General features: G+C 41.0%; 9 protein-coding genes and 2 pseudogenes. 4 read left to right on the top strand and 7 right to left on the bottom strand.

What is annotated here, in order from left to right; genetic code table 11:
- Window positions 1-69: 69 nt before the first annotated feature.
- A pseudogene (locus tag R7E78_RS23115) lies at window positions 70-915 on the bottom strand (permease); the annotation flags it as partial.
- Between the two features lie 306 nt (window positions 916-1,221).
- Between R7E78_RS23115 and R7E78_RS23120 the strand changes: the two are divergent.
- A complete protein-coding gene (locus tag R7E78_RS23120) occupies window positions 1,222-2,214 on the top strand; it encodes a zinc-binding dehydrogenase (RefSeq protein WP_318058277.1) in 993 nt (330 codons plus the stop codon).
- A 147-nt stretch (window positions 2,215-2,361) separates the two neighbouring features.
- Here R7E78_RS23120 and R7E78_RS23125 read toward each other — a convergent pair whose 3' ends face one another.
- The 4 genes from R7E78_RS23125 to R7E78_RS23140 all read right to left on the bottom strand — a co-directional run bounded on the left by R7E78_RS23125 (window position 2,362) and on the right by R7E78_RS23140 (window position 6,161).
- Window positions 2,362-3,264: a homocysteine S-methyltransferase family protein gene (locus tag R7E78_RS23125; RefSeq protein WP_005377327.1), complete on the bottom strand. Its 903-nt coding sequence runs from the start codon at window positions 3,262-3,264 to the stop codon at window positions 2,362-2,364.
- A gap of 276 nt (window positions 3,265-3,540) precedes the next feature.
- Complete coding sequence (locus R7E78_RS23130) at window positions 3,541-4,275, bottom strand: amino acid ABC transporter ATP-binding protein (RefSeq protein ID WP_005377326.1); 735 nt, start codon at window positions 4,273-4,275, stop codon at window positions 3,541-3,543.
- A gap of 14 nt (window positions 4,276-4,289) precedes the next feature.
- Window positions 4,290-5,237, bottom strand: coding sequence for an amino acid ABC transporter permease (locus R7E78_RS23135; RefSeq protein ID WP_005377325.1), 948 nt, complete (start codon window positions 5,235-5,237; stop codon window positions 4,290-4,292).
- Between the two features lie 135 nt (window positions 5,238-5,372).
- Window positions 5,373-6,161: a transporter substrate-binding domain-containing protein gene (locus R7E78_RS23140; RefSeq protein ID WP_017821680.1), complete on the bottom strand. Its 789-nt coding sequence runs from the start codon at window positions 6,159-6,161 to the stop codon at window positions 5,373-5,375.
- Between the two features lie 461 nt (window positions 6,162-6,622).
- Here R7E78_RS23140 and R7E78_RS23145 point away from each other — a divergent pair, with 461 nt between their 5' ends.
- A complete protein-coding gene (locus R7E78_RS23145) occupies window positions 6,623-6,967 on the top strand; it encodes a DUF3316 domain-containing protein (protein WP_005377323.1) in 345 nt (114 codons plus the stop codon).
- Between the two features lie 611 nt (window positions 6,968-7,578).
- On the opposite strand, the gene R7E78_RS23150 is transcribed toward R7E78_RS23145, so the two are convergent.
- Window positions 7,579-8,553 carry a porin gene (locus R7E78_RS23150; protein WP_262656731.1) on the bottom strand — a complete coding sequence of 325 codons (975 nt, stop codon included), beginning with the start codon at window positions 8,551-8,553 and terminating at the stop codon, window positions 7,579-7,581.
- A gap of 140 nt (window positions 8,554-8,693) precedes the next feature.
- Window positions 8,694-9,617, bottom strand: coding sequence for a LysR family transcriptional regulator (locus R7E78_RS23155; RefSeq protein WP_318058278.1), 924 nt, complete (start codon window positions 9,615-9,617; stop codon window positions 8,694-8,696).
- A gap of 378 nt (window positions 9,618-9,995) precedes the next feature.
- Between R7E78_RS23155 and R7E78_RS23160 the strand changes: the two genes are divergently transcribed.
- Together R7E78_RS23160 and R7E78_RS23165 are read left to right on the top strand one after the other, a co-directional pair.
- A complete protein-coding gene (locus tag R7E78_RS23160) occupies window positions 9,996-11,165 on the top strand; it encodes an efflux RND transporter periplasmic adaptor subunit (RefSeq protein WP_053304410.1) in 1,170 nt (389 codons plus the stop codon).
- Between the two features lie 12 nt (window positions 11,166-11,177).
- Window positions 11,178-13,411, top strand: a pseudogene (locus R7E78_RS23165) (efflux RND transporter permease subunit); the annotation flags it as partial.
- Window positions 13,412-13,485: the final 74 nt, after the last annotated feature.

Raw genomic sequence — 13,485 nt, forward strand, 5'->3', positions numbered from 1 at the left:
AAACTCAGTATATTGTATAAAAGTCGGTCAACTTTAGGAGGTTTGGTTTCTCGTCTGAATTACGCAACAAAGCCCTTCACCAGCGAACTCCGCAATGAACTCCGTCGGGATGAAGCCATAGATAAATGAACCAATCGCAATGCCCATCATGAGATAAGGGAACACTTGCTTAAAGTCTTTCCAAGTTGATTGCCAAATACGTACCCAGCGGCTAGGCTCTTTCTCTTCCACGACTGTCGCTGTTGCACTACCGTCTGATGAACAGCAGGACACTTCCACTTTAGGTTCAGGTTTTGGTGCATCACCACAACAAGATGTTTTCGCCGCAACTGGCGTAGGTTCATTGCAGGCGCTGGTACTACAGCTTGATGCTGGTCTCGCTTCTTCTTTTTTCTTGCTTGAATCGCCACAAGAAGTACCGCACGAAGAAGAACCTACCGCTTGATATGCTTCTGGTTTGACGTAACGCTCAAACCCTAGTTTTTCAAGTACATAGCCTGCTACCACTGATACTGACATCGCAATAGCAAAGTAAAATACCGCAACTTTCCAACCAAAAGTCACCACAAACAAGGCAATAATCACTGGGTTAAGCAACGGGCTTGCAAATAGGAACACCATCATAGGTCCAAAACCTGCTCTTGCACGCAACAAGCCTTTTAAGAAAGGAATGGTCGAACACGAACAGAAAGGCGTAATCGAACCTAGCAACGCAGCAATGAAGTAACCTTTACCCTTTTTCGAGCTGAGAATAGATTGAATTTTTTCTGGCGTTAGAAAATCTTGCAACACACCGACAATGTAGCTAATTGCCAGAAATAAGATGATAAGTTCGGTTGCTAGAAACGCAAACATATCCAGCGCTTCTTTAGCCATAGTTATAATTTCTGTATTCACATTTACTCTCCTCGTCATTTTCGCTAACGAGCTTACCTGATAGATAAGCTTTTATTTCGATGATTCTAGAATTATAGAATCACAAAACAAAAGATCAACAAAATATTTCCATAAAAATGGAATAATAAGACTAGTCAATACTTATCAAAAAGTTACATGTCGTTAGCTATGCAGACTGGTTGTCGATGATAATTTCAGAGCATCTCGAATCCTTTTTATCAAACATAACCTAAAATTATCAAAATAAGAAAAAACCATAATTATTGCAGCACCACGCTCTGAGCTAGTATGACTTTCGACCATTCTTAATAATAAGGAAAACCTATGAGAGCGATAACTTACCAACGAGATAAAGATACTTTCTCTTTATCCGAATTACCTACACCAAAACTAGAAACCCAATTTGATGTATTGGTTAAAGTTAACGCTGTTGGTTTGAACCCTGTCGATGCAAAAATTCATTATTGGTCAGACATGGTCACTAACATGGATAACAATTTTGTTGGCGGGTTAGACGTATCAGGAGAAATAGTCTCTGTAGGCGATGCGGTCGTTGATTGGAAGGTTGGCGATAAAGTGTTGTATCACGGAAACATGAGACGCCATCACGGTGGATTCGCTGAATTTGCTATCCATGATTCAAGAACGCTCATAAAGCACCCTCAGGTTTCGGTTGAAGTGGCAGCATCTACACCTTGCGCAGCCTGGACCGCATATCGCGCTTTGGTAGACAAGCTCGATATTTCAAATCGAAGCAGCATTTTTATCGCCGGAGGTGCTGGTGGCGTTGGAAGCTTTGCTATTCAGTTAGCAAAGACATTTGGTGTTGAACAGATCATTGCTACTAGTTCAGAAGCTAATCACGCATATTTGTCCTCGTTAGGAGCAACCCATATGATTGATTATCATCATGAAGATGTAGTTCAGCGAGTAATGGACATTACCGGAAACCATGGCGTTGAGGTTGCACTCGATTGTGTAGGCGGCGATAACGACCGAATTGCAGCCTCGGTGTTAACCTTTGAGGGAGAAATGGTGGAGCTCGTCAAGACTGTCGACCCTTCTCAATATCCAGATGCCTTCTTAAAAGGCTTGGGCTTCCACCAAATAAGTTTGGGCTCTGGTCATGTCTTTGGCGAGAGAGGGTTTGCAAGTATCGTTAATGCCGGAAAGGAAGTGTCTGAGCTATTAGAAAATGGAGAATTGGAAGTACCGAAACTGAAGATCATCGGCTTAGAGGATGTAGGTAACGCACTCTTGGACATGCGAAATCAGAGAACAGTTGGAAAGATTGTCGTTAATCTGAACCAAAAATAATTAATAAAGATCTCGAGGCAAACTGGCAAAGTAATGAGCAAGTTAAAGCATCTTGTTACTTTGCCAGATATGAAAGACCTTTATTTTGTCTATAACGATGAATGAAAAACAAAACCTCTTGCCATACTTCCCTGCGCTTCACCAAAATTAGGCGTTTTCGAGAGTGTCTCTCCAAGTCGCTAGCAATTTAATATGACGTGGTTCAATCCCACAGCAACCACCAATAATGCTTGCTCCCTGCGCATGCCACTTTTTAGCATACTCAAGATATTCAGTCGGAGAGAAATGACGAACTTCCTGAATGGTCTCGTTGGCTTGGTGCGCTTGCTTTATCGGAGCAAAGCTATTTGCGAAAACACCTATCGTCAATTCTCTACCTGACTCACTCAATACTGCTTGTGTATCTATGATCGCTTGCTCGACAACTTCAGGAATAGAGCAATTGAAAAAGATACCTGAAACATTTGTTTTCAACAGCGTATTAACCGCGACTTTAAGAGATTCCCCTGAGCGAAGGCGAGGCAAAGAGTTAGGCTCATCCATTAAGGTGAAAGCAAGATAATTGGGCTTATCTGTTTTGGCTAAAATTATTGATAGAACTTCAACTTCAGCGAGGCTAGACACGGTCTCAGCTAACCAAATATCAACATATTGATCTTGAGCTTCAAATAACTCAGAAGCCACTTCCAGTGCCCTTTTCGGCTCGAATAATTCAGGCCTGTAAGACCCCATTACAGGAGGAAGAGAACCCGCAACGAGCACTCTATCGTTAGAGCTGGTGACTACATCTCTTGCAATTTTGGCTGCAGATTTTGCTAACTCAGTCCCCCGTTTTGCATAGAGTTCCTCGCCTAAGTGAAATGGAACACATGCATAACTGTTGACAGTGATAATCTCTGCGCCAGCGTCTATGAAATTCTCATGTGCCATTTTTACATATTGTGGTGATTCAATTAGCGCTTGTGCACTCCAAAGCGGCTGAGAAAAAGGGGCGCCAATACGTTTTAACTCTCGCCCCATGCCACCATCTAAAATTGTTACTTTCTTCATTTAGACATCCATACCGCCAAACATCCATAAGCTCTATTCAAACACAATTTTTATCAATTCAAAATGAAATTGTTATGTTTAAAGTGAACAAAAACTTAATGGCTGATTAAACACTCTAGTATTTACCAGACCTTTCATTCGGACCAAGATAATGTTATCGCCATTAACTTCGAGTAAAAAGCTCATTATCTATGTCTCTCGGCGAGGCGGGCGTTACGAGCCACAATAGTGCATGAAGTGATTGAGGGACTAACCCTCAATCAAATTTTCTTTTTATTATAAGACCTTAGATAAAAACTTCTGTAATCTAGGATTGGAGGGGTTATCAAAAAATCGCTCAGGAGAGTCAGAAACCAAAAGCTCACCATCTTCCATAAACAACACCCTATCAGCGACCTCTTTTGCGAAACCCATTTCATGAGTAACCACGACCATGGTCATTCCGTCCTTGGCCAAATCTTTCATCACATCAAGAACTTCTCCAACCATTTCAGGGTCTAGTGCTGATGTGGGTTCATCAAACAACATAATGTTGGGCTTCATTGCTAACGCACGAGCGATTGCGACGCGCTGCTGCTGTCCGCCTGATAAATGATTAGGATAATTATCCATTCTCTCCGACAGACCAACTTTATAAAGCAAATCTTTTGCTTCTTTCTTCACCGATTCAGGGTCACGTTTAGAAACCTTTAAAGGTGCTAACATGACGTTCTCTATCGCCGTTTTATGTGGAAAAAGGTTGAAGCCTTGAAATACCATGCCCACATCAGCGCGTAGTTTATTGATATCCGTAGATTTGTGGTACATATCGATACCATCTACGATAATAGACCCACTATTTATTGTCTCTAATTGATTGATCGTCCGTAAGAATGTTGACTTACCAGAACCTGACGGTCCTACGATGACAATCACTTCCCCTTTTTCTACATTTACCGATACGTCCTTGAGCGCATGGCAGCCATTAGGGTAAATTTTATTAATTGTTTTTGCTGAAATAATGTATTCCATTAATGACTCCACCATTAATCACTTGCTGCCAATTTCTTTTCTAACGTTTGTATTGCCCAAGATAAGGTACTAGTCAGAAGCAAATAAAGGGCCGCTACGGTAAACCAAACTTCAAATGGGGCAAAACTACCACTTACGACTTCCCTGCCCGCTTTTGTCAGATCAGTAATCGAAATCACGGAGACAAGTGAGGAATCTTTTATCAGGTTGATAAACTGCCCGGCTAAGGGAGGTAATGTCTGCTTAAACGCTTGAGGTAAAATGACATAAATCATCGCTTTGGGATAATTCATTCCTAGTGAACGCGCCGCTTCCATTTGTCCTCTTGGGATTGACTGGATTCCTGACCGCACAATTTCTGCGACATAAGCGGCGGTAAACACGGAGAGCGCTATCACTCCCGCAGTAAAGCGCTCAAGGTCAAGCACAGTACCAATAAAGAAGTAAACGATAAAAATCTGTACTAAAAGAGGCGTTCCACGAATGACCTCGACATACACAAGCGCCAGCTTTTTTAATGCCGGATTGCTGGATATACGCATTAGTCCGACAACTAAGCCCAACGCTAGAGCAATGATAAGTGACCAGAGCGAGATTTTAATGGTCGTCACAACACCATCTAAAATTGGGCCAGAGCGCCACTCTTTTATAGTTGCTAAGGTATCTCCTTCAAAAATAAGATCACCTTCATAGACGTCCACAGACTTATATTGGCTTAGTTCAAGAACAATATCACCATGAATACTCTCCAGAGCCAGTTGGTTATTCTCGTCGAGAATGATGTTCCCATCGACAGGCGCGGTAATGGATGAAGCAGCGTTAGTGGCAATATAAGGAAGGACACGCTCCCAATTCCAGCTGTAATCGATTCGCTTACCTGACAGATAGACAAGACCGCAAATTGATAGCAAAACAAGAACAAAAACAGCGTTCCACAATAGGGATTTAAAGTTATTTTGCATGTGATTCCGAGAATGACTTTGATTAAAGTTGGTTGGGTATTTGAATAAAGAAAAGCGTTAGCTTCACAGCACGAACCGTTTGGTTGGCGATGAACCGAGCCAGAAGCTAACCGCTCCTCTACAATAACAATATGATTACTTGACTTGCTTTAACCATTTATCGTCGTTAAACCACTTATCGTAAATGCGATCGTAAGTTCCATCGCCCTTAATTTGACGTAAATAGTTGTTTAAGAAGTTAAGCGTATCTGGATTTCCTTGCGGCACAGCCCAACCCAAAGGCTCGTAAGTAAACGGTTTAGCCAAGTGCATTAACTGCCCTTTGTTTTCCGCCACATAAATAGAGTTGTAAGGAAAGTCATAAACAAACGCATCTACCTTTCCGTTGGCAACCTCAAGTACCGCTTCAGACTGAGTTTCGTATAGATTTATCTTAGCTTTCGGAAGGTATCGTTTTACCGCTTGCTCACCCGTTGTCCCAAGCTTAGTTGCAACAACATAATCTGGACTATTGAGATCTCGGTAACTAGACACTTTACCTTCATGTTTGAGATCTACGAGAATAGATTGACCAATAACCACATAGGGATCAGCGAAATTCACCTGAGTATTTCGCATAGGTGTGATAGTCATCCCGCCCATAATCATGTGACACTTACCAGTCAACAGTGTTGGGATAATGCCATCCCATGAAGTGTTTACCGGCACAAACTTAACATCCATGGCACGCGCCATTTGCTTACCCAAATCGATATCAAACCCGATGTACTGCCCATTTTTTGCTGTCATTTCAAAAGGCATATACCCAGAATCAAAGCAGACTTTTAGCTCCCCTGTACTTTTGATGTCGTCTAAAATTGGGTCTGCATTAACCGTCGTCGAAACAGCTAACCCCAGTGCAGCAAAACACAATAACTTTTTCATGGATATTCCTTTATCATTTGTTGTAAAGTTTTTTTATACACGACAATAGAATAAAAAACCACAAATAATGACTTTTTAATCACTAGAATTTGTAGAATCGTCACTAAGACGGAAGATCTGAATGAAAATCTATACCAAGGCATTGCAATTGAATTGCATGCATTAAGTGATTAAGTTGTAGGCAGGTCACTATAACGACAACAAACATACGCTTTGACTGAATAGTCAGCGTTTCCGAAAGTGGTTTAATTATTAACGAAACCATACAGATATTCGCTTTTTCACATTGACCGTAATGTCAAAAGTGCTTGAGTTTTATTGTTGACAATTCTTCCATAGTCAATGGTCACAAATGTGATGTACAGCACATTTCTATAATGGCACTATCACCTTTGTCGAGAGATATTAACAAGGATTCGTTGGACATCTTGACTTTGTAATACAAATAAAAAGGTGACTATATGAAAAAACTAATGACGCTCTCATCACTATTATTATTCAGTTTATCTGCTACTGCTGGTATTCATGTCGAACACTCTACAAACAAAGTTGTTCTCAATGACTTTACGACAAAAGATGCCGCTTATAGCTCTGCGTTTGATCTTGTCGATGAATACCAAACTCTATCAAAACATGAACTTAGAAATCGTCTAAACATCATTGGAAGCGGTTTCCCTCGTGATATTGCAATCGATGATAGTAAGGTGAGAGTTGAAGAATACGCACTTAACCGTGATGAAGTTAAATATCGTGCAATCATAAACTTCGATTATCACTTCAGAACAAGTGACGGCGGTAAAAACTAAAAATCATCTGCACCTTTACTTTCTTAGAGCCCTTCCTATTTTAAGAAAGTAAAGGTGTCTAATCACATTGAAACGACTGCTTTTCATAAATCGCTCTCTCCTTACGTAAACAGTATCAATCCCTACCTCTATCGTTTTACATAAAAATCATTTTTCCAATCTTCATTGAGATACATTTCGTCGTTTGGCGCTTTGTCATTCGCTTGGTTCGCCATATGGATTCCACATCACTTAAATGAAAAAGACACTTGAAATTGAGTTTAATTTTCTATGAAGATTAACTAAATCTAAGATCGACAATTGTCGTTACATTTTTCTCGTTTATAGCAATATATAAAACTACTCTTTTCGTTTTAATTAACCATAAAGCGTGAAAATAAAAAAAGGCAACAAGACACTTCTTGTTGCCAAAGAAAAAATACATCATTCAAAAAATATGAAAATGAAAACTAGCAGTGGACTAGCTAACAAAACCATTATATTCAAAACACTTAAACAAGTAACGATCAATATAATCCATTATATATGGATGAAAATCAGCACTTATGAAATTACACCGATAAATAAAAAAGCCTGAAAATAGTTTCAGGCTTTTTAGCTTTATTAATTTTTTAGAATGAATATCTCGCAGCTATTGCAAGAATATCGTCTTCATTGTCTACATCTGTAATTCTGTATTCTGCTAGTGCTTTAAAATTAGAAGTCAAATCGTACTCTGCACCTAGTGAGTAGTAATCGACGACATCTTCATCATCACGCTCTAGATTGTTATAGCCAACTAGTGCCCAAAGCTTATCTGTTACTTCATAAGTGGCAACTGCTTCAATACCGGTGTAATCAATATTACTTTCAGAACCATCTTTAGCCCAGTTTTCACCATCACTGTATAAAACAGAGGCATAAAACTTGTCGTATTCAAATGCAATAGCACCCGTTAGCAGCTCTGCATCTTCTGCACCCGATTGCCCTTCACCTTCGTTGTAACCAAGCGCAACTTTGAAGCCATATGGCAACTTGTAGTCCGCCGCCGCACCATAAGAGGCTGCATCTGTTGACACTTCATCGTTTTCAGCCTGATAGCTAACATGAATATTCAAACCTTCATAGCTTGTCGTTAGCTTAAATACTGAATCGGAGCGACCGGTACCATATAGATCCGCACTTACGCCAGCAGCTTCATTACCAAACTCCGGGAAAATATCCGTGTAATCAGATACTAAAGTGACCGCACCGTATTGACGTCCATAACTTACTGTTCCGTAATCTGCACCAACTCCTACATAGCCTTTTCGGATATCAAATTCATCATCTTCAATCCCATCAGCATCTCTGCGATTAGACTTAAATTCCAACTCATATAAGCCGAAGGCATAAAGATCTTCATTTATTTTAGACTCACCTGAAAGTCCTACACGAATGTAGCTATTATCTCCGTCAGCATTTTTATCATCAGAGAAATAATACATCCCTTGCGCTCGGCCATGAATATTTAACACTGATTCTTGATCTTCATAAACTACGGCTGAATTTGCAGAACTTGCAGAGAAAAGTGCTGCGATTGCGATCGACGTTCTTGTCATTTTCATTTAATTACCACTACTTGTGTTGTTTGAATCGAGTGAAATTATGAACAGTGGCAATTATTTTTAAAGTGCAAATTCAACCATATTCTATGGATAAATATAAACAAGCCCTCAATCTAAAACATTATGTCCTAGTACTCATATTAGTTGAGATAATCCATCCAAACAGGAGGCATCCCTATTATTTTTTGAACAGTATCAATGAACAGTTTGGCTAATGGTTGTTGATTTCGGTGAGTATACATTGCATATATTTCCCCTATTGCGGGAAGATTATAATCAGGAAGCAACTGTACAAGATCTTGTTTACTCAAACTCTCCTGAAGAAAGAACTGCCCTATTAAAGCATACCCTAGATCAGATTTTACGGCATCGAGCATTAACTCAGTTTCATTCACGAAGTACTGCCCGTTGATATTATACGTTCTAACGTCGCTTGATGACTGGCTTGGCGCTATACGTAGCTTATCCGCCTTAAAGTTAGCATTAGAGTATATTACTGCTGGCATTTTTATAAGCTCTTCTGGAGAGCTCGGAGTTCCATACTTGTCAATAAAACTCTTTGATGCAACCAGTGCCATATTATTGCTTGCCAACTTACGTACTATCATGTTGGACTCTCGGATTGGTCCGATACGAAACACAACGTCAAAACCTTCGTGGATAACATCGACTCGATTATCATCGAGCAGCAGCTCTACAGTAATGTTTGGGTACTGTTTTATAAACTCTTTAACTGCCTGATTTAAGTATGCTCTGCCAAAGAAAGTGGAGCTTGATATTTTCAAGTTACCCTTCGGTTCATCCTGAAATGTAGCAGCAATACTACGAGTTTCAGTTAGAACCTCTCTTACTTTCTTAGCTTGCGCCACCATCTCAACACCTGCATTGGTCAGGGATAGCGAACGCGTGGAACGGTTTAACAGCCGTAAGCCCAATTCATCCTCTAGCTTTTTGATCTGTTTTGACAAAGCTGAACGATCTATATGATTTCTGTCAGCAGCCTTAGCAAAAGTTCCGTATTCAGAGACATCCAGTAGTAATTCAAGTTGGCTTGCGAGATCCACTGCACAATTCCTTATTTAGTTTTTATTCTTTATGTGATGGGAAATGGATTTTACAAAATTAATTTCAATTTTTTATGGTTCAAATTGCATCAGTGAATTGCAAATAATGCACGAATTAAAAACGCTTTAATTTTCGTCGCTATCTTTAGCTTCTGTTTAGTTATTCCTATCTATTATGGCTTATTACATTTAACAATACTCCACGTCTTTAAAACCCTAAACTGACCTTTTTCAAACCAAAAAGTGAGCATTTTGACCAATATTTAATCGTGCATTTTTATCACTACTCTATGTTCGCTGAGGGCCTATTTACCCATAGGTACAATGAATACAATGCCGTTCCTTTTAGTATGAACAGAATCATTTAGGGCGCGACAAATGTTAAAGAAAGTTTTCGGCATTGGCCTTTTATCCGTTTTAGCTGCTTGTGCAGACGAAGAGATAACCAAGCAACCTAATACTCCCTTACCTACGATAGACGTCTCCAAAGTCATCTATGAGCCCGTTCAATCGTGGTTCACCTTTACAACAAGGCTTCAAGCCCCAGAGAAAGTTTCTTTAATGCCACGCGTTTCCGGAGTTATTGAAACGGTAGAGTTCAAAGACGGACAGAGTGTCAACAAAGGCGACTTACTCGTCACTCTTGATGATCGAACCTTCAAAGCTCAGGTCTCACGACTTGAAGCGCAAGTTAAGAGTGCTCGAGCTGCGCTAGAGCAAGCAGCAAACGAACAAAAGAGAGCCGCTCAACTTGTTAAGCGAAAGGCCATCTCAGCGGAACAAGCAGAGGCCCGAGATACCGCAGTAAAACAACGCTCTGCAGAACTAATGGCCTTGCGTGCTCAGTTAGAATCTGCAAAGTTAGATCTTGAGTTTACGAAGATATATGCCCCTATTAGCGGCACTATTTCAAGAGCATTCATTACTAAAGGAAACAATGTAAACGCAAATCAAAGCGTTATATCAAACATTGTCTCTAACGATCAGGTATATGCATACTTTGATGTCGATGAGCGAACTTGGAACCGTTACTTCTCGACAATCAATGCCGACTCTAACTTACCTACTCGTCTTGAACTATCTGGACAAAATGGGCAGGAGTTTTTTGGACGCGTTGACTTTGTCGACAACTCCATCAACGAAAACACCGGTACTTTGCAGGTTCGAGCGGTATTCGATGCAACAAAATCAAACTTAAAAGTGGGATCATTTGGCCGAGTTCAGATATCAACAACCAAACCAGTTGAACGAGTTCTCGTTCCAGAGCGTTCTATTGGCACAGATCTAGAAAACCGCTTTGTATTAACACTCAATGAAGAGAATACGTTGCAATACAGCATCGTAACCTTAGGCGAACGTTACGGAACATTTCGTGCTATCGAGAATGGCTTGAACGCCGACTCAATTATTGCGGTAAATGGCCCAGCAAAAGTTGGCCCAAATAGCAAAGTCACACCAAAAAATGTCACGCTAGATATTAGCAATACTTCATTGATTATGGCTTCAAACTCAACATCGTTGCCAAATAAACGTTTAGCTCAAGACTAAGAAGACAACCGAATGAAATTTGCACACTTTTTTATTCAAAGACCCATATTTGCCTCTATGTTATCGCTATTGATATTAATAGTAGGCGCAATTTCACTTTTACAGTTGCCTGTGAGTGAATATCCAGAGGTTGTCCCTCCTACAGTCGTAGTTACAGCAAACTATCCTGGTGCGAACCCAAAAGTAATCGCAGAAACAGTTGCTACGCCTCTGGAGCAAGAAATTAATGGTACAGAAAACATGTTATATATGTTTTCGCAGGCAACCAGTGACGGCAGAATGACATTGACCGTAACCTTTGCTTTAGGTACGGACTTGGACAAAGCTCAGGTTCAAATTCAAAACCGCGTCACTACAGCTTTGCCCCGATTACCAGAAGCCGTCCAACGGTTAGGAGTTGTTGCCGAAAAAGCCTCTCCTGATCTCACCATGGTTGTGCATATATATTCTCCAGATTCTAGCCGTGAAGTCAGTTATTTAGCTAACTACGCTAATTTAAACTTGAAAGATGAGATAGCTCGGCTCGGAGGCGTTGGTGATGTGCGCCTTTTCGGTGGTGACGAGTACTCAATGCGCTTGTGGTTAAATCCAGATGAGCTCGCTTCTAGAAATCTAACCGTAATGGACGTTGTCTCCGCCGTCCGATCTCAAAACCAACAGGTGGCAGCAGGCTCATTAGGTGCACAACCAGCCGCTAATGAAAACCAATTCCAAGTTTTGTTGAACGTAAAGGGCCGCTTGGAGAATATTGATGAATTCAACGACATCGTAGTAAAAGTTGACGAAACAGGGGCTTTGACACGTCTTAAAGACGTTGCACGCGTAGAGCTAGGTCAAAACTCTTACGCACTGCGCGCCTTGTTAAATGGTAAACCAGCGGTGGCGATGCCCGTATTCCAGCGCCCTGGAGCTAATGCTATTGAGCTATCTAATCAGGTTCGTTCAACCATGGACCGTTTACAAACAGCCTTTCCAGCTGGAGTTTCATATGAAATAGCCTACGACCCGACCGTCTTTGTTCGTGGTTCGATAGACGCGGTGGTTCATACTCTGCTAGAGGCAATTGTACTTGTTGTTGTCGTAGTCATTTTGTTTTTGCAAACATGGCGCGCGTCTATCATCCCTATCATTGCGGTGCCTGTTTCATTAATCGGTACGTTCGCTGTAATGCAAATGCTCGGAGTATCGATTAACACACTTTCGTTGTTTGGGCTTGTTCTCGCCATAGGCATCGTCGTCGATGACGCCATTGTCGTCGTCGAAAACGTGGAACGGAACATCCATAATGGTCTTGCACCACTAGAAGCAACGAAACAAGCAATGACCGAAGTTACCGGGCCAATTATTGCAATTGCTTTAGTGTTATGTGCGGTGTTCATCCCGACGACCTTTATTACAGGGTTATCCGGTCAGTTTTATAAGCAGTTCGCACTAACAATTACGATCTCGACGATTATTTCAGCAATTAACTCGTTGACGTTATCGCCTGCATTATCAGCACTGCTATTACAAGATAAGAACGCAAAACCCGATCGGCTAACCAAGCTCTTGGATGCGGTTTTTGGTAAGTATGTTTTTGCGCCATTCAATAGAATTTTTGAGTATAGCTCGAACCAATATCAAGCTCTGGTCAAGAAGCTGATTCGTTTTAGCCTTGTTGTTGTGGTGGTATACATTGCGTTACTCGGGGGAACGGTTTCTCTATTCAAAGCGGTTCCTGGAGGATTCATTCCTCAACAAGATAAGCAGTATTTAGTTGCGATCGCCCAACTTCCAGATGCAGCAAGTTTAGATAGAACAGAGTCCGTTATTAAAGAAATGGAAACCTCGCGCTGGCAACACCTGGCGTAGCACAAACCATTTCTTTCCCAGGCTTATCGGTCAATGGTTTTACTAACAGTCCGAATAGTGGCATCGTTTTTGTTACGCTTGAGGACTTCGATAAACGAAATGATCCAACTCTCGGAGCAAATGCGATTGTTGCATCTTTGAATAAGAGCTTTTCAATCATTGATGAAGCCTTCGTTGCGATTTTTCCACCACCACCAATCCAAGGACTTGGCTCTACTGGCGGCTTTAAACTTCAAATCGAAGACCGTGCGAACAAGGGGTTTGATGAGCTCTTCAAGCAATTGAACTTGGTAATAAGTGAGGCATCAACAAGACCCGAGCTGATGGGATTATATTCCACATTTCGTATACAAGTGCCGCAGATGGACATCCAAATAGATCGTGAACAAGCGATGGGCTTTGTTGCGTAATTCAGACGAGAAACCAAACCTCCTAAAGTTGACCGACTTTTATACAATATACTGAGTTT

It is taken from the genome of Vibrio sp. YT-19(2023) (assembly GCF_033337395.1).